Genomic DNA, 18,132 nt, shown 5'->3' with positions numbered 1-18,132 from the left:
GTCTTTTAGTGATATGCTATCGATAATAAGGGCTGGTACGACGTAACATAATCAAGTGCAACATAAGTACTAGCCTTAACCCAATCATTTGTAGCCAACAACTGAATTGAACATATAGCAAATAATAGACAGTAGGTGATAATAAATGGCAGATAAGACCGTCAAAGAACTGGCAGATATGGTAGGCAAAACCGCAAGTGCTGTACAACAGCAACTGGTAGACGCTGGACTGCCTGCTCGCGCAGAGGGTGACCTAGTCACCGAGCTTGAGCAAGAGAAGTTGGTGACGTATTTAAAGCAAAGTCATGGTCAGCAAGAAAAGCGTCGTATTAGTCTTAAATCTAAAACGACTAGCACCGCGCGCGTGACTGGCTCTTCAGGTAAATCTAAGAGCGTCAATGTGGAAGTGCGTAAAAAGAAAGTATTCGAAAAACCTGACCCAGAAAAAATGGCTGAAGAGTTGGCTGCTCGCGAGCAAGCAATGATTGAGGCACAAGAGCGTGCTACTAAAGACGCTGAAGAACGTGCGGCTACTAAGAAAAAAGCTGAAGAACGTCAAGCAGCGACCTTAGCAGCGATGCGCGCAAGCTTGGGCTCTAGCAAAAAGTCAGACGATAAGAATGACGATATCTCAACCTCAGTGGTTGTGAAAAAAGGTGGTAAAACGGCGGTAGAAGTTAAGCCAAAAGACCAACCGAAGAAAAAAGTTGCAGCGACGAAACCAAAAGTCGAAACGGCTGTTGAGCGTAAAGCTCGCGAAGCGCGTGAGAAAGAAGAAGCACGTCTACGTGAAATCGAAACCGAAACACGCCGCGCGCAAGCCGAAGAAGCGCAAAAGCGTACGCTTGAGCAAATGCGCAAAATGGCTGGTAAATATACCGATCAGCCTGCTACTGAAGTTCGTAAAGATGAGCCATTAGCAGAAGGTTTGGTTGGTGACGCTTTAGAAGAGTCATTCGAAAAAGAACGTCGTGAAATCAAACGCGGTACCAGTAGCACTAGTGCCCGTGGTCGTGGTCGTCGTAAAAATCAAGATGAGCGCGAAATTAAAAACCGCAAAAACGGTTTACGTTCAACGCAAGCCTCACAGCATAAGTTTGAAAAGCCACTCGATAAAATCATTTATGATGTCGAAATCAGTGAACACATTACTGTTTCTGATTTAGCGCAGCGTATGGCGGTTAAAGCTCGGGAAGTGACCAAATTACTCATGAAAATGGGTGAAATTGCTCGCGAAGAAGATACCATTGATCAAGCGACAGCCAGTCTGATCGTTGAAGAAATGGGTCACAACCCAGTACCAGTTAGTGATACGAAAGTTGAAGACGATCTACAAGATGCAGTTGATGAGCGCAGCAGTAACGTACAAACGCGTCCACCAGTCGTGACTATTATGGGTCACGTTGACCATGGTAAGACTTCACTATTAGATAAAATCCGTGAAACTAAGGTTGCAACTGGCGAAGCCGGTGGTATTACCCAGCATATCGGTGCTTATCATGTGAAAACTGGTCGCGGTGTTATTACCTTCCTTGATACCCCGGGTCACGCAGCCTTTAGTGCCATGCGTTCACGCGGTGCCCAAGCGACGGATATCGTTGTAGTTGTGGTCGCTGCTGATGATGGCATGATGCCACAAACTGAAGAAGCGATTGATCATGCGCGCGCTGCTGGTACACCTATCATTGTTGCTATCAACAAGATGGATAAGCCAAGTGCCGATCCTGATCGCGTCCTTAATGAATTGACTGCTAAAGAAGTGGTTTCAGAAGAGTGGGGCGGCGATACTCCAATGGCTCGTATCTCAGCCAAAACAGGCGACGGTATTGATGAGCTATTAGAGCTTATTAGCCTACAAGCTGAACTGATGGAGCTAGAAGCGCCGTTAGATGGTGCTGCTCAAGGTGTGGTTATTGAGTCAAGACTTGAAAAAGGTCGCGGTCCAGTTGTTAGTGTCCTTGTCAAAAAGGGTACGCTGAAACAAGGCGACTTAGTATTAGCAGGCGAGCATTACGGTAAAGTTCGTGCGATGACCGATGAACATGGCAAGCGTATTCAATCAGCAGGTCCTTCTATTCCAGTAGAAATCTTAGGATTGCCTGAAACGCCAGCCGCTGGTAGCGAATTCTTAGTCTTAACCGACGAGAAAAAAGCCCGTGAAGTGGCTGACTTTAGAACCAATCGTGAGCGTGAGCGTCAGCTTGAGCGTCAGAACGCCATGCGTCTAGAGAGCATGTTCGATCAGATGGAACAAGGCGATGTGTCATTCTTGAATATCGTACTAAAAACTGATGTTCGTGGTTCGCTTGAAGCCTTACTTGCTGCATTAAATGAGCTATCAACTGATGAAGTTAAAGTCAGAGTCATTAGCTCAGGGGTTGGTCCAATCTCTGAGTCTGATGTGACATTAGCAGAATCTAGTGAAGCGGTATTGTTAGGTTTCAACGTCCGTGCAGATGCAACCGCACGCCGTAAAGCTGACGCTGCTAAAATGGATATCCGCTATTATAGTGTTATCTATGGCTTGATTGATGATGTTAAAGCAGCGATGAGCGGTATGCTTGCACCTGAACATCGTGAGAAAATCTTGGGTGTTGCAGACGTTCGTGAAGTGTTCCGCTCTAGTAAATTTGGTGCAGCTGCTGGTTGTATGGTGGTTGAAGGTACTATTTATCGCAACAAACCTATCCGTGTATTGCGTGATGACCAAGTTATCTTTACTGGTCAATTACAATCATTACGTCGCTATAAAGAAGACGTCAATGAAGTACGTACCGGTATGGAATGTGGTCTGGCTGTTCGTGGTTATGACGTCGAAGCTGGCGATAAAATCGAAGTCTTTGAAATCCAAGAGTTCGAACGTACAATCTAAATTGGTTGCATGATAATAAAGTTATCCAATTGTTCTATGATTTAAATAATAGAGTCAATTGGGTAGCTTGTTACTATTCAGCTGTACTTAGGCCTAACAGGTACACCCTGCTAGGCCTTTTTTATCAAAAACTGCGTCTTTTTATAACAGTTTATTAGCTATAAAGACCTGTGTTTTTGAACGATATTTTTTAATAAAAAGCCGTATTTTAATCAATAAAAATAAGTCGTATGACCAACAGGGTAATAACATGAACCAACGTTTACAACGCTTAGCAGATCAGATTCAGCGTGAGCTTGCTGTCCTTATCCGTGATGCCGTCAATGACCCGCGTTTGACGGGTTTTGTCACTATCTCTAGTGTTAAAGTCAGCCCAGACTTGGGCTACGCTGATATTTATGTCACCATTATGGAGCCTGAGCTCAACGATGCTATGACTAAATCTAACCATGAAGACAGTATTAAAGTCCTTAATAAAGCTGCTGGCTTTTTGCGTACTGAGCTTAGCCACAGTTTAAAAACTCGCACCACGCCGCGCCTACGTTTCCATTATGATGAAGTCACTGCTCGTGGTAACTATATGATGGATTTGATTAGTAAAGCCGTCATTAAAACTGAGCAAAATGAATCCGATGAGCAAGAAATACAAGAGTAAGAGCCATTATGTCGATAGCTGCTACCAAGACCAATAAGATGCCTGATAAGATAAAAGTCAATGGCGTGATTTTAGTGGATAAACCTCAAGGTATGACCTCACAGCAAGTGGTGTCAAAGGTAAAGTACCTGTTTAAGTCGCCCAATCATGACAGTAAAAAAGCCGGTCATACGGGGACGCTTGATCCGATGGCAACCGGTTTATTACCTATTTGCTTAGGTGAAGCCACCAAGTTCAGTCACTATCAACTTGATGCCGATAAATCTTATCAAGCGACTATTCTATTGGGTAGCCAGACAGATACGGGTGATGCCGATGGGCAGGTTGTCGCTCAAGAAGATATTCCATCATTTGATGCAGCGAGGTTAGAAGAGGTTGCGCAGCAGTTTTTAGGCGCTCAACAGCAGATTCCACCGATGTATTCGGCGTTAAAAAAAAATGGCAAGAAGCTATATGAGTACGCGCGCGCGGGTATTGAGATTGATCGCCCGTCACGAGATATTGTTATCAAAGCAATCGACTTAACAGAGATAGACACTAAGCAACTCCAGTTAACGGTCACTTGTTCTAAGGGTACATACGTACGCGTATTAGCAGAAGATATTGCTAAAGTGCTAGGCACCTTAGGACATCTAACCGCTCTACGACGTGTCCAAGTCGGCGACTTTCATATTGACGCTGCGATTGCTTTGGCGGATTTAGAAACGTTAGCTCTGGATGGACGTCAGGCGCATTTATTGCCCGTGGATGCCTGCATCAATCTTGAGGCTGAGCTTGCATTGACCGCTGAACAGTGTGCCCGTGTACAAATGGGTCAACGCTTAAATGTTATTGAGCAGCTAACCGACGATTTACGAAACTATATTTCAGCTACCGCCGAGCAACAGTATAGTCATGATGAGAATAGCGTTACTCAAAAAAATGGCGATGATGGTAAAGGTGATGATAGTCAAGGTGATAGTGAGGCTTTGTTGCCTTATGAAATACCGGTAGATATCCGTCTAGTAAATGAGCAAGGGCAGTTTATTGGCCTAGGCGCGGTAAGTTTAAACGGTCGACTACAACCTAAAAAGCTGATTCAGTTATGAGGTAGCTTTCCAAAGCAGCTTAACTGAAACTAGGTAAAGCTTACTAAGAGTTTACACTAATCACATATCGTCACATTTAATTGCAGGTTTCGCCTATAGTGAAACCTGCTTTTTTTGTACCTTAGTTAAGTCAGCTAAGGAAAGCGCGACAAGGATATAAAAATAATAGGATTCTTATAATAATTAAAATCATTATTTATTGAAATATAATTATAAAAAGCTGTCTCTATAAAAATAAAAAGACATTAACTAATATAATTTTAGATTTTAAATTTTAAATTAAAGACAATAAATAAAGATGCATATAAAAAATAATAAAATTAACGAATCAACGTACGAATTAAAGCATAACGTATGAATTAAAGCATAAGGATTATTATGAAAACCATTGCCTTTTTATTACACAACAACTTCGAACAAGCAGAATACGAAGAGGTAAATAACCAGCTAAAAGAAAAAGGCTATAAAACCCTTTTAATTACCACCAATAAAGACAAACAAGTCCAAGCGATGCAGCAGGATGTTAATAAAGGCGCTACCTTTACGGCTGATATATTTGCTAAAGACGCCGAAGTTGCTGATTATGATGCGTTAGTGTTGCCAGGTGGGACGGTAAATGCCGATACCATACGCGGCAATAAAGAAGCACATACCATTATCAATGCCATCAACGAGGCTGGTAAGCCCTTAGCGGTAATCTGTCATGCACCTTGGGCGCTGATTAATACTGGTATAGCTAAAGGTAAAACGCTGACAGCCTATCATACATTACAGCTAGATTTAGAAAACGCTGGGGCAACTTTCGTAGATAAAAGCGTACAAGTAGACGGTAATCTGATTACTTCACGTAATCCAGACGATATTACAGACTTTGTTGCCGCTATTGATAAGGCATTGTCTTAGTCACGAGATTTAGCAGCTAGCAGTCAGTGAAGTAGCAAGTCATTGCGTCACAGTAAGTGCTGCAAATATAAATACAAATTAATTTCTATCATCAATGACAATCATAAAAAGGAAGCTATTATGTCAAACTCTAACCCAAACGATACCAAATTTGAGCAACAACGTTCTGAATCAGCAAAAGCGGCATTAAAAGGTCAAACTGAAGATAATCATACCGAAGATTCAGAAGCTGCTGCCGAGCGTATTGCCGATAATTTAAAAGATGCTAAAGAAGAAAAATAGTTAATTTACTAATGCTTTAGCGTTAGCAAAGGGCTATTACTTTGGTAGCTATATTAGTAACCGTAAATGCTTAGTAAATACAGAGAATAATTATAATTAGGAGTTACTATGACTGATTCAGAAAAACATTTAGATGCACAAGAGCAGAAAATTAAACAGCAGGCGGAAGATATCAATCCTAGTGAGAGTACTAGTCCTGATAGCCTAGCAGAAGCAACGACAGCGCCGCTTGATGACGATGCCCTTGGTGGTACTGCCACGCAAAATGACGTTAAAAAGTAAGCTATTATAAGTTTATAGCTATCACTGCTAGCCTCTGCATCTTTAAAAGTTAAACTGTAAATCTCCTATAAAAAACTGCTGCTAGTTCAGCAGTTTTTTGTTATAATCGCTGTCATATTTAAATATCGTTTTAGATAGAGCTTATCTTTGCTTGGATAGAAGTGTAAGTTAACGGATGTTTTATCTTATTCTAAGCCGTATTTAAATAAACGTTATCATTGATAAGTTTGTCGTACACTAGGTCAACTCTAGTAATGCAGGGTTGTCCTGAATGACGGTTAAACTATTTTATTTATTATTCTATTGCACCTTGATGCTTAAATGTTAAGTACATCTTGGCGCTTATAGCATTGCCGGAGAGATTTATGCTAACTAATACCGATCGCGAACAAATCATTGCTCAGTACCAACGTGGCGAAAACGACACAGGCTCACCAGAAGTTCAAGTAGCTTTGTTAAGTGCGCGTATTAATGACTTACAAAACCATTTTAAAGCACACAAAGCTGACCATCATAGCCGTCGCGGTCTTATCCGTATGGTTAACACGCGTCGTAAACTACTTGACTACCTAAAAGGTAAAGATCTTGGTCGCTATACCACCCTTATTAGCCAATTAGGTCTACGTCGTTAATTTGGCGACAATAGTACGAGTGGTCGCTAATATAGAATATGCCAGAATGTGGCAAAATTTTAGATTTTTTGCTAAACCATTTGGAACTTGTTTGTTGAACTCGATAAAATAGATTTTTTCTAAAGACGGTGTGGAATAGTTTCACGCCGTTTTTTTATGCTTATTAGGATGGTGTATTTGATTGCGCGCTGGGCGTAAATACTAAAAGCGTATGCCATACGATGATTGCAGCATAAAGAATGATTCATGAGCAGCTATTGAGTGGTCATGATGAGCAAACAGACGGTTTTGTATTTCATTGGTCAATGGTTATAAATCACTGTAAAATGATGCCTTGTGCATTTTAGAGACATACTGGCTCGCAAATATTTGTATAACTTACCATTAGCTGATGACTGTTTATATAGCATGGAAGATAATATAAATATGTTATGAAAGAAAAGCAGCAAACAGTGCCGTATCGGATGCTAAGGTATTTTGATTTGGTAACCCCTTTAATAGTAAGTATAAAAAACCAGAATTAAAGAAGAGCAGATTGGCACAAGACCGAATGTAAACAAGTAATATATCAGAAGTACGTGCTCTATTTTAAATAAATTGCAGATGCATCAGATATATAGATGATGAAACCCGCGCTAATTGACGCAGTTTTTAACTGAATCACTGCCAGTTAGTATAGTAGCTAAATTAGCGGCTACATCCAAAGAATTTTAAATGACAGATATCAGCTTGTTATAGCGCTGATATCACTTTCGTCAGTCAATATTAGGAAAATTATATGACAATGTTTAATACCATTAAGCGTGAATTCCAATACGGCGACCAGCAGGTCGTTATCGAAACGGGCCGTATCGCTCGTCAAGCAAACTCTATTTTAGTCCACATGGGCGGCGTGTCTGTACTAGTAGCAGCCGTGGTAAAGTCTGATGCTAAAGAAGGTCAAAACTTCTTTCCATTGACCGTAAACTATCAAGAAAAAATGTATGCAGCTGGTAAAATCCCTGGTGCTTATGGCAAACGTGAAGGCCGTGCCAGCGAAGCCGAAACGCTAACCTCGCGCCTGATTGACCGCCCGATTCGTCCATTGTTCCCTGAAGGCTATGTGAACGAGATTCAAATCACGGCAACGGTTGTTTCATCAGACAAGAGCCAGTCTGCGGATATTGCTGCGCTAATCGGTGCTTCAGCAGCACTCGCTATCTCTGATGCACCATTTAATGGCCCTGTGGCTGCTGCCCGTGTTGGCTTTATCAATGGTGAATACGTTCTGAACCCAACGCTTGAACAGCTTAAAGAGAGCGACCTTGACTTAGTAGTTGCTGGTACTAAATCGGCCGTTTTGATGGTTGAATCAGAAGCGAAAGAGTTGTCTGAAGACCAAATGCTAGGCGCGGTTTTATACGGTCATCAGCAACAACAAATCGTGATCGATAACATTGCGTCAATGGCCGCAGAAATTGGTACTGCTAAGCAAGAGTATACTGTACCTGTTCGCGATCAAGCGTTAGAGAGCAGCATGAAAGCGCAGTTTGGTGAGCAAGTGGCTGACGCTTATACCATCACCGATAAGCAGGAACGCTACACCAAGCTTGATGAAATCAAACAAGCCATTATCGATGCATTAGCGGGCGATACGGAAGCAGAAACTTATAATGATACTGTTTCTGAGCTAAAAGAAATTTACAATGACCTAAAATACCGCACTGTTCGTGACAATATCTTGTCAGGTAAGCCGCGTATTGATGGCCGTGATCTTGAAACCGTTCGTGCTCTTGATGTGCAAGTAGGCGTATTACCATTTACCCATGGTTCAGCACTATTTACCCGCGGTGAAACGCAAGCATTAGTGACCACCACGCTTGGTAACACGCGCGACGTAAACATGATTGATTCATTGGCTGGTACGATTCGTGACCATTTCATGTTGCATTATAACTTCCCGCATTTCTCAGTCGGTGAAACCGGTCGTGAAGGCATTCCAAAACGTCGTGAAATCGGTCATGGTCGCCTAGCGCGCCGCGGTGTTGAAGCGATGCTTCCAGATAGCGAACGCTTCCCGTATGTGATTCGTGTGGTATCCGAAATCACTGAATCAAACGGTTCATCTTCAATGGCTTCGGTTTGTGGCGCAAGCTTGGCATTGATGGACGCTGGCGTACCATTAAAAGCACCGGTTGCTGGTATCGCGATGGGTCTGGTTAAAGAAGGCGAGCGCTTTGCGGTATTGTCTGACATCCTAGGTGATGAAGATCATCTTGGCGACATGGACTTTAAAGTAGCGGGTTCAAAAGACGGTATCACAGCACTACAGATGGATATCAAAATCGAAGGTATTACCGCCGATATCATGGAGCAAGCGCTTAAGCAAGCCCATGCTGGTCGTATTCATATCTTAGATGCGATGAACAAAGTATTGCCTGCAAGCCGTACTGAAATCAACGCTCATGCGCCTAACTATGCGGTTATCGAAATCAACCCAGACAAAATCCGTGATGTCATCGGTAAAGGCGGCGCAACGATTCGTCAGCTAACCGAAGAAACTGGCGCGGTTATCGATATCGATGACGCTGGTACGATTCGTATCTTTGGTGAAAACAAAGCAGCAACCAAAGCGGCTATCGGTAAAATCGAAGCAATCACCGCAGAAGTTGAAGTTGGTAAAACTTATGAAGGTACGGTCGCTCGTATCGTCGACTTTGGCGCATTCGTTAACGTATTGCCAAATACTGACGGCCTCGTGCATATCTCGCAAATCGCAGACGAGCGCGTAGAAAACGTATCTGACTATCTAAAAGAAGGTCAAATCGTTAAAGTATTGGTACAAGACGTTGACAACCGTGGTCGTATCAAACTGACTATGAAAGGTATCGAGCAAAGCTAATCCTCGATATTTGACGTAATTTAATATAGTCAAAACCTAAAAAACCGCTTTGGTTGCTGATAATTAGCAATCAAGGCGGTTTTTTTATGCGCTCAAAAAATAATGACAATGAGAGAATAATCTATATGTTGATGTCTTTAGGAAGGTGAATATCAATACGCAGCTTGGGCAAATCTTCTAGGTGATGGGTAAGAAGGGGGAGGATATCGCTATGCCAATCTAGAGCAATTGATTTTGCTAGTTCGGTGTCATTAATAGCATTGTTTTGAGCAGAACCGTTTTGAGCAGAATCGTTTTGCGCATGACTAGTAATAAACGGACGCGCTAATAGGGCAACCCTACGAATCCCTTGATAACGTATTAAAGGTATCAGCTGCTGTTGTAAATCGACTAAAGCTGCGGTCAGCCAACGAGCTCTGGTTGGATGATAGGGGTGGTCTGATATCACAAGATTGGCGATATAACTTGGCTGATTGCCATTACTGCTGACGCCAAGTCCCGCTTGCTCGCGTGAGCGTTTATGCATTAAACAACTACCGACCATTAGGCTACCATCACGGCAAGCACGATAGTAGCGTTGGTAGTTGTCTGGATATAGGTTTTTGCTTCGTATAAGGATAGGGTCTAAAAGGATACCGGCGTTATTTACAGGCAGTATCAGCAACTGAGCGCTGCTATTTAAAATAGGGGCATGGGTGGGTTGTAGATGTGCCATTTATTAGCCCCTTTATAAAAATGTTATTATTTTGCGTTGGTTTTAGCCCCTTCAGCGGCTTCTAACTGAGCGATTTGTTCCTCAAGCAAGGCGATTTGCTCAGCCTTCATCTCTGTCAGCTGCTTATTCATTGTCAATTGCTCAGCCGCTAACTTTTCTTGTTCTGCTAAGCGTTTACGCTCGTCCGCTAAGCGATCAATTTCTTCTTTCGCTAAGCTATCTGTTTCTGGTAAAGGCGCGTTTAAGATAGCTTCGGGATCAGGCGTCTGACTATCTGTGCTAGCAGCATCGGTATCTAAAATCGACGCACTCGTATCTAACGCATTATTATCTAAGGACGTAGTATCTGATTGCGCAGCGCTATTTTGCTCGGTAGGCGTTGGCGTGCTTTCGATAGGTGAGGTATTAGCGTCAGGCGAACTATTTTTCCAAACCAAATAACCAATTAATAGTGCTGCCAAGATAATGATTGGCAACCATTTTCGCCGTGATTTATTAGGTTGTTTTTTTAGTGTCTTAACGGGTAAAGGACGTATTTGTTTTTTATTCATACAAGGGTCGATTTATGTTAAAAGTATAAGTAGGCATACTATAACAAACTCAAATTAAAAAGCCCATCTAACTGGATGTATATCATTAGATAGGCTAGTAGCTATTAAGGCTTGACGATACGGATTTTGTTACTTATGGTTTGAACTTGACCGTACCGCTGGTGCCGGTCACCATCGCATCACGAGCGATTTGGTCTTCTGCATGATTTTTGGCACTGATTATATCAGGGTCGGGGCGATGCTCCGCATGTCCGCACTGAGTACATTCGATATACTCATCTGGCGCAGGCTCGACGATATTGACTTGCACCACCGCATCCATCGCCTGACATTTAGGGCAACGAACGCCCGCTAAAAACCGACGTTTTGGGGTTGATGATTGATAGCGCATTTAGATAACCTCGCGCGTCGTTTGGGCATTGCTTTCAATATTGGCAGCATCGTCATTTTTAGCGTTATCAAAACCGCTATGACGTAATAACGCATTAATGCTAGCGCTGCGACCACGGAAGTTCTCAAAGTTGGTCTTGGCCGGGAAACTACCACCCACTGATAAGATGGTTTCACGGAAAGCTTTACCCGTTATTGGGTTAAAAATACCGTCTTCTTCAAACTTACTAAAAGCATCTGCAGATAACAGCTCTGCCCATTTATACGAGTAATAACCTGCCGCATAACCACCGGCAAAAATATGACTAAAGCCATTAGCAAAGCGGTTATAGTCAGGTGTCTGCATGATAGCAATATCATCGCGCACGGTATTTAGCGTCGCAAGGATACCATCATAATCAAGCGCTGGCGTCTGCGCATGAATCAATAAGTCAAAGAGGGCAAATTCTATTTGACGTAAGGTTTGCATGCCGCTTTGGAAGTTTTTCACCGCCAGTAAGGCTGCAAGTTTGTCTTTTGGTAATGGCTCGCCAGTTTCGACATGACTACTAATCAGCGCAATACCTTCGGCATCCCATGCCCAGTTTTCCATAAACTGACTAGGTAGCTCAACTGCATCCCATTCAACGCCATTCACCCCAGCGACATCACTAACGGTCACTTGGGTTAATAAATGATGTAGACCATGGCCAAACTCGTGGAACAAGGTCAATACTTCATCATGAGTCAATAAGCTTGGTTTGCCATCGAGGGCAGGGGTGAAGTTACCGACCATAAAGCATACGGGCAGCTGCTGATGGTTTTGCTCAGCATAGGTATAACGCGACTGAAAACCACTCATCCACGCGCCGCCACGTTTGCTACTACGGGCAAACAAGTCAAAGTAAAAACCACCAAGCAAGTTGTCATCAGCATCAAATAACTGATAAAAACTTACCTCATCGTGCCAGCGTGATACAGATTCACTGTGCTCTTGTACTTTGATACCGTATAAACGCTCAACGATAGCAAATAATCCGCTAATCACTTTTGGCAGTGGGAAATACGGGCGAATCTCTTCTTGCGATAAGCTGAACTCGCTTTGTTTTACTTTTTCAGCGACATAAGCGCTGTCCCACGGCTGTAGCTCAGTAATGCCAGAATCCTGCGCATACTTTTGCAGCTGTGCTAAATCTTGCTTAGTCGCTGGGGTCGCTTGCTCAGCCAAATCCCGTAAAAAAGTTTCCACTTCCGTTACGCTATCTGCCATTTTGGTCGATAGTGAAACTTCCGCATAATTATCAAAACCTAATAGCTTGGCCTTTTGCGCACGTAATTGTAGGATTTGACTCATGATGTCGGCATTATTAAGCGATTCACCTTTGGCATTGCTGTGCTTATCAAACTCAGAGGCGCGGGTAACATAAGCGCGGTAAAGCGTTTCACGTAGATTGCGGCCATCGGCATGGGTCATGACAGCAAGGTAAACGGGGATGTTTAAGCTGGCAACATAATAAGGCGTCGGCAAAGCATCGATTTCTGCTTGGGTGAGTGCACCACTGGCAAGCTCGCGAGCTTTAAATTGTTCGCCTGCATCAGCTAAGAGCGCCAGTCCACTTTCGGTTAGACCGGCTAATTGCTCTGGTTTAAGCGCTAGAGCATACGCTTGGGTGGCGTCCAATATATGGTCTGAGAATGTTGCCGATAAGGTTGACAGCTCACTTTGGATAGCAGCAAACTTTTCCTGTTCAGCTTTTGGCAGAGCAACACCTGATAGCTCAAAGCTACGTAGCGCAAGCTCGATAGCACGCGCTCGTGCTGGCTCAAGCGCGGCAAAAAACGCTGTATCATTGACGATAGTTTGATAACGACTAAATAACGGCTGATGCTGTCCTACCCGTGTGCCATAAGCGGACAGTTTAGGTAGCAGCTCATGATGGACATGACGGATTTCATCATTACTCATCACGCTATTAAGGTGTGACAAAATTCCCCAGCTGCGATCTAAAGCAAGATTAATATGGTCAAAGGTCATGATATCGGCTAACGCTTGCTTAGCTGTAATATCATCAGTAGCTGCGCTCATACTATCTAAAAAGACATTGGCAGTATCGATGGCACTGATAACTTGGCTTTGTAAAGTAGTTGGAGAAACATTGTCAAAATCGACAAGGCGTAAATTTGCAGAAATAGAGTTCATAAAAGTATCCAATAGTAATGAGAGAATTATTATTAATGGCGAGTATTGTTATACAAGGGTTGTTATATAGGGTATCTAAAAGATGGGTATCAATCGCTTGGAATACAACCCAGTTCAGCAGATATCGTTTTAAAGTAGCGAGATTATGAGAAAGTGTAATGAAGTGACTATCACTGCCATTCTTGATAATTATCATTACTTCAATTATCGCCTGTACTTAAAGTTAATTAAGCTTCACTTACAAAGCGCCATCATTTGCTTGCAAATTAACCCTATAGGCAGTGGGGTTAAATTGTTAGCATCGTAGTAAGGGAATAGCAAAAATGGATTTTTCTACTACCTGAAATATAGTCAGTTCAAAATAAAATTGTTATGGCTAGGACAAATATCATAAAACAATTTGGATAAGTCGTTTTGCATCCAGCCTTGGCGTAGAAACTTCACCTGAGCCCATTTTTTCTCGATAGGATTCAGATCAGGGCTGTACGGCGGCAACCATAAAATACGATGACCATGTCTATTAAGTAGCTTTTGAATACGCTTACTCTTATGAAATCTGGCGTTATCCATCACAATCACGCATTTGGTTTTAAGACTTGGGATTAGCTTGTGTTTGCACCAGTGATAGAAGACGATGCTGTTGATGTTTGTCTCAAAGTAATCTAGTGCAAACAGCATCTTTTCATATAGAGCACCGATAACGTTGGTTCGCTTTTTACCTTGCCAGTTGTAGCTATCGATACAAGGCTTACCAATCGGTGCATAGCCATAAGGACGAATAGTTTCAGCTTCAAAGCCGCTTTCATCCATATAAACGATGGGATAGCCTTGCTGCATGAAGCTATTAAGTTTGCTCTGATACTGTGCTCTTTTTATCGGACAGGCTTTTGGATGTTCTAAGGTCTTTTTTTTGACTGATACCAAGCCGCTTTAGGGCATGATAAATGCCTGTTTTACTACAATTTAAACGACGCGCTCGCTCATACTGGTAATCATCGGGGTGTTCTTTAACATCATTAAGTAGCACGTCATCTGGTATTTTATAGGGTTTGGTTTGCCTGGTTGTTTTACTATGAACACGTCTCTTCCAGTTTTGTATGGTGGTTGGGCTGAGATTATAGAATTCAGCTGCCTCGGCAAAGGTCATACCCTCGTCTAAGCTTTTTAGTACTTGTTTGCGAAAATCTAGCGAGTAAGTCATAGTCTTTATAATAACAATTGAATTTGATGATTAGTTTATAACACTTTTAGGTGGGATTAACTATACTTGAGTAAATTGATTAAAAAAGGTATTAATAGGTATTGTTTAAAGCGCTCAAACGGATTTTAAGAATAACTATAGATTGATGACTTTTAAAAACAATTTTTAATAAAAGCAGTTTCAAAGATAACCAATAAATATAAAAAATCTATGTTAACGCGCAAACCAATGATAATAAAACAAGGAGCAGTATTTATGAAAGCAACTCTAAAAAGTTTACGTGAGACAAAAGCCAATCCAGCCGTGAGTATTTTTGTCAAAACGCACCGTGAGCATCCTGATAATGAAAAAGACCCTATCGCCCTAAAAAACCAATTAAAAGTCGTCGAAGAGCGCTTAACCAATGAGTATGATAAGCGTACCGCAACCACTATATTAGAAAATATCAAAAATAAAACCAGCGATTTTAACCACAACTATAATCTAGATACGTTGGCGATATTTGCCAGTACTGACGATGTTCAAGTTATCCGTATGCCGATTGATACCAAAGAGCGTGTCATTATTTCAGACCGTTTTGCCACGCGCGACTTGGTGCGAGATATGGCAAGTGCGGTTCATTATTATACGGTGGTATTGACCCGTGATAATGCCCGTTTGATTGAAGCGTCTAATGACCGTGTTATCAAAGAATTCGATAAAGACGATGATGCACAAAATAATATGGAAAATATCCCATTCCCTATCGAAAATAACGGTCTTTATAATACCAGTGACGGCGGTTCAGATCGCTCAGCGAACAACGAAAGCAGTTATCTAAAAGCCTTCTTTAACCAAGTAGATAAAAGCGTGCAAGAGATATGGGGCGAGAATAAAATGCCACTTGTCATCGTTGGTGATGCCAAAAATATTGGTTACTATAAAGATATCTGTGACCGTCCAGAAAACATCATTGCTACGGTTTCAAACGCGATCAAGTTAGAAGAAGGCAGTGCCCAGCATATCGTTGATAGCGTACAAGAAGCCGTAGAGGGCTATCGTACCTCATTACATCAAGCTGCCTTGGGTGAGATTGATAAAGCGCGCGGTGCAAATATGCTGCAAACTGATTTACAAGAAGTCTATCGTAGTGCATTTCAGGGTGTAGGCGAGACGTTATATATCCGTCGCGGTTATATGCAACCTGCGAAAATTGATGAAAAAGCACAAACCTTGAGTATGGCAGATGATGCGACGGCAGAAGGTGTTACCGATGATGCGATTGGTGAAATCATCGAGCATGTCATTCATAATGGTGGTAAAGCGGTCTTTATGCCACAAGATATTATGGGTGCAGATCAGCCAATTGCTCTGGTAACTCGCTATTAATCGATTGCTGATATTCGTTAATGAATTAGCCATCGTTACAACATAGGTATAATATGGGAGCATTGGTTCGATATGAATCAATGCTCTTTTTGCATGAATCGCTATAATTATTAGTACCATAACTATTTTTAATAAGCTTTTATTTCTTAATTATTATAATCAACCATTAAATAAGAGCTGCTTTATAAGAGCTGTTCTTTTTGACTTAATGATGTGTTTGCTCAGCGTCATTTTAACCTTTACTCTATGAACCATGAGTCTATGACTGATAAATTTATGAATAACACCACCTCTTTTGTTTTAACCAGCTATAACATTCATAAAGGCATGTCGCCGATGAATCGCCAAGTCAAAATACAAGGTATCGCCCAAGCGCTTGATATCATTGGCTCCGATATACTCTGTCTTCAAGAAGTACAAGGTCAAAATCTGAAGCGCAATATGCAATACAACGAATATCCTGACCAATCCCAACATGAATGGTTTGGTGAATATCTGCAGCTGCAAAACAGTTATGGTAAAAATTCAGAATATGAAAATGGTCATCATGGTAATGCTGTCCTAAGTCGTTTTCCGCTTGATCCCAAACATAATGTCAATATCACGGTTAATAAGCTTGAGCAGCGTGGTGTTCTGCACTGCGAGGTACAGCCGATAGGGTGGGAGATGCCAGTTGTGGTGTTATGCGCTCATCTAAACCTTTTTGAGCGCGATCGTATCAAACAATATGAAGCCATTTCCAACTATGTACGTAATGAGATTGCGCCTGACCAACCTTTGATATTGGCGGGTGATTTTAATGACTGGAAGAAAATGTCTTGCGACCGACTCGCATCGAGCTTGGGTATGACCGAAGCATTTAAGCATTGTCATGGTAAGTTATTACCGACCTTTCCTGCCAAACTGCCGGTGCTAAGCTTGGACCGTATTTACGTGCGTAACCTAAGGGTGAAGGATGCTTGGGTACATACCGGCAAGCCTTGGTCTACGTTATCGGATCATCTGCCGCTTAGTGCCGAGTTGGCATTGCCTTAGCATCATGAACTATCAAAAAAATTATCAATCAAAAAGCTGTAAACCAATCAAAAAAGAAAGCTGAAAATAATACAAGGAAGATTAATCATGTCTGATAAAAAAATACCAACGACGCAACATGCCGCTCTTATACGTGAATTTGGCGAGCCTGAAGTCATGATATATCAAGATGGCGTGGCTATTCCTGAATTAACGGACAATCAAGTATTGATAAAAATCACTTATGCTGGTATCAATCCCGTCGATTACAAAACCCGTCAAGGTAAAGGTTGGGGCGCTGAGGCGATTCAAAAAGAAAAATTTGATAAAAACGAGCCGGCTATTTTAGGCTGTGATGTCGCCGGTATCGTGGTTAAAAGTACTAGCGATAAGTTTGCTGTCGGTGAGCAAGTCGCGGCATTGACCTTTGACGGTGGCGGTTATGCAGAGTATGTCGCGGTCGATGCCAACTTATTGGCAAAAGTACCTGAGTCAGTCACTTTGCAGCAAGCAGGCGCGCTACCTTGTATTGGACAAACGGCGCTACAATTTGTCGAGTTTGCTGATATTAAAAACGGTGAGCATGTCGTTATCAATGCCCCAGCTGGCGGTGTTGGACATTTGGCTATTCAGCTATTGATGGATAAAGTGACGCAAGATGATGTAAAAGTAACCGTTATTTGCTCACCTGAGAAGTACGACAAACTGGGTGGCTTAATAGATAAAAATAAGCTGGCAGGTTGGATTGATTATACCAAAGACGACACTTTTCCTGACTTACAAGCCGATGTGCTCCTAGACTTGGTTGGTGATGATGCGGGCGTGCGCGCGCTGAGCGTTATAAAATCTGGCGGCCGCGTCTATGTACTACCAACGATTTGGGTTGATAAACTAAAAGCAGCAGGTAGTCAAAAGAGCTTAAAGGTGGCAGGTTATAAAGCGCAGCGTAGTGGTGAAGACATGGCACGGGTTTTACAGCTTGTTGCCGATGGCAAGTTGACCTTACAAATTCAGCAAACGTATCCATTATCTGAAGTATTAGCTGCTCACCGTGAGCTAGAAAAAGGTAATACCTTTGGTAAGATTGTGCTAAAAGCAAGCTAAGCCAACCTTGCTTAA

17 protein-coding genes are annotated in these 18,132 nt (G+C 42.2%); 11 read left to right on the top strand and 6 right to left on the bottom strand.

Features of this window, described 5'->3' with window-relative positions; genetic code table 11:
• Positions 1-145 precede the first annotated feature (145 nt).
• The 8 genes from infB (at position 146) to pnp (ending at position 9,595) form a co-directional block, all read left to right on the top strand.
• Positions 146-2,872 (top strand): translation initiation factor IF-2, encoded by a 2,727-nt coding sequence (infB, locus tag QJS82_RS11840; protein WP_201564286.1) that lies wholly within the window; start codon positions 146-148, stop codon positions 2,870-2,872.
• A 250-nt stretch (positions 2,873-3,122) separates the two neighbouring features.
• Positions 3,123-3,527, top strand: a complete 405-nt coding sequence (locus tag QJS82_RS11835) for a ribosome-binding factor A (protein ID WP_201564288.1) — start codon at positions 3,123-3,125, stop codon at positions 3,525-3,527.
• A gap of 8 nt (positions 3,528-3,535) precedes the next feature.
• Positions 3,536-4,615 carry a tRNA pseudouridine(55) synthase TruB gene (gene truB / locus QJS82_RS11830; RefSeq protein ID WP_281490621.1) on the top strand — a complete coding sequence of 360 codons (1,080 nt, stop codon included), beginning with the start codon at positions 3,536-3,538 and terminating at the stop codon, positions 4,613-4,615.
• Between the two features lie 378 nt (positions 4,616-4,993).
• Positions 4,994-5,518: a type 1 glutamine amidotransferase domain-containing protein gene (locus tag QJS82_RS11825; protein WP_201564292.1), complete on the top strand. Its 525-nt coding sequence runs from the start codon at positions 4,994-4,996 to the stop codon at positions 5,516-5,518.
• 120 nt (positions 5,519-5,638) lie between these two features.
• A complete protein-coding gene (locus tag QJS82_RS11820) occupies positions 5,639-5,800 on the top strand; it encodes a hypothetical protein (RefSeq protein ID WP_201564294.1) in 162 nt (53 codons plus the stop codon).
• A gap of 108 nt (positions 5,801-5,908) precedes the next feature.
• Positions 5,909-6,082, top strand: a complete 174-nt coding sequence (locus QJS82_RS11815) for a hypothetical protein (protein ID WP_281490620.1) — start codon at positions 5,909-5,911, stop codon at positions 6,080-6,082.
• A gap of 365 nt (positions 6,083-6,447) precedes the next feature.
• Complete coding sequence (gene rpsO, locus QJS82_RS11810) at positions 6,448-6,714, top strand: 30S ribosomal protein S15 (RefSeq protein ID WP_045443035.1); 267 nt, start codon at positions 6,448-6,450, stop codon at positions 6,712-6,714.
• Between the two features lie 778 nt (positions 6,715-7,492).
• Positions 7,493-9,595, top strand: a complete 2,103-nt coding sequence (gene pnp, locus QJS82_RS11805; protein WP_281490619.1) for a polyribonucleotide nucleotidyltransferase — start codon at positions 7,493-7,495, stop codon at positions 9,593-9,595.
• A 121-nt stretch (positions 9,596-9,716) separates the two neighbouring features.
• Here the strand turns inward: pnp and QJS82_RS11800 are convergent, their stop codons facing one another.
• The 6 genes from QJS82_RS11800 to QJS82_RS11775 all read right to left on the bottom strand — a co-directional run bounded on the left by QJS82_RS11800 (position 9,717) and on the right by QJS82_RS11775 (position 14,577).
• Positions 9,717-10,310, bottom strand: coding sequence for a hypothetical protein (locus QJS82_RS11800; RefSeq protein WP_281490618.1), 594 nt, complete (start codon positions 10,308-10,310; stop codon positions 9,717-9,719).
• A gap of 26 nt (positions 10,311-10,336) precedes the next feature.
• On the bottom strand, positions 10,337-10,861 hold the full coding sequence (locus QJS82_RS11795; protein ID WP_281490617.1) for a hypothetical protein: 525 nt from the start codon (positions 10,859-10,861) through the stop codon (positions 10,337-10,339).
• Positions 10,862-10,994: 133 nt separating this feature from the next.
• Positions 10,995-11,252, bottom strand: coding sequence for a YheV family putative zinc ribbon protein (locus tag QJS82_RS11790; RefSeq protein WP_281490616.1), 258 nt, complete (start codon positions 11,250-11,252; stop codon positions 10,995-10,997).
• A complete protein-coding gene (locus tag QJS82_RS11785) occupies positions 11,253-13,430 on the bottom strand; it encodes a M3 family metallopeptidase (RefSeq protein ID WP_281490615.1) in 2,178 nt (725 codons plus the stop codon).
• A 351-nt stretch (positions 13,431-13,781) separates the two neighbouring features.
• Positions 13,782-14,354: an IS630 family transposase gene (locus tag QJS82_RS11780; RefSeq protein WP_281490614.1), complete on the bottom strand. Its 573-nt coding sequence runs from the start codon at positions 14,352-14,354 to the stop codon at positions 13,782-13,784.
• Positions 14,275-14,577, bottom strand: a complete 303-nt coding sequence (locus QJS82_RS11775; protein WP_348651550.1) for an IS630 transposase-related protein — start codon at positions 14,575-14,577, stop codon at positions 14,275-14,277. The genes QJS82_RS11780 and QJS82_RS11775 overlap by 80 nt, the downstream gene beginning before the upstream one ends.
• Before the next feature lie 309 nt (positions 14,578-14,886).
• Between QJS82_RS11775 and QJS82_RS11770 the strand changes: the two genes are divergently transcribed.
• The 3 genes from QJS82_RS11770 to QJS82_RS11760 all read left to right on the top strand — a co-directional run bounded on the left by QJS82_RS11770 (position 14,887) and on the right by QJS82_RS11760 (position 18,117).
• Positions 14,887-15,999, top strand: a complete 1,113-nt coding sequence (locus QJS82_RS11770) for an AOC03_06830 family ribosome hibernation factor (RefSeq protein WP_281490612.1) — start codon at positions 14,887-14,889, stop codon at positions 15,997-15,999.
• A gap of 276 nt (positions 16,000-16,275) precedes the next feature.
• Positions 16,276-17,034, top strand: coding sequence for an endonuclease/exonuclease/phosphatase family protein (locus QJS82_RS11765; protein ID WP_281490611.1), 759 nt, complete (start codon positions 16,276-16,278; stop codon positions 17,032-17,034).
• A gap of 87 nt (positions 17,035-17,121) precedes the next feature.
• The gene (locus QJS82_RS11760; protein ID WP_281490610.1) at positions 17,122-18,117 is read left to right on the top strand and encodes an NADP-dependent oxidoreductase; all 996 of its coding nucleotides are present in this window, start codon (positions 17,122-17,124) and stop codon (positions 18,115-18,117) included.
• Positions 18,118-18,132: the final 15 nt, after the last annotated feature.

The organism is Psychrobacter maritimus, from assembly GCF_029953575.1.
GTDB lineage: Bacteria > Pseudomonadota > Gammaproteobacteria > Pseudomonadales > Moraxellaceae > Psychrobacter > Psychrobacter maritimus.
Note: the sequence above shows the minus strand (reverse complement) of the source record. Positions and strands in the feature narration are given on the sequence as shown.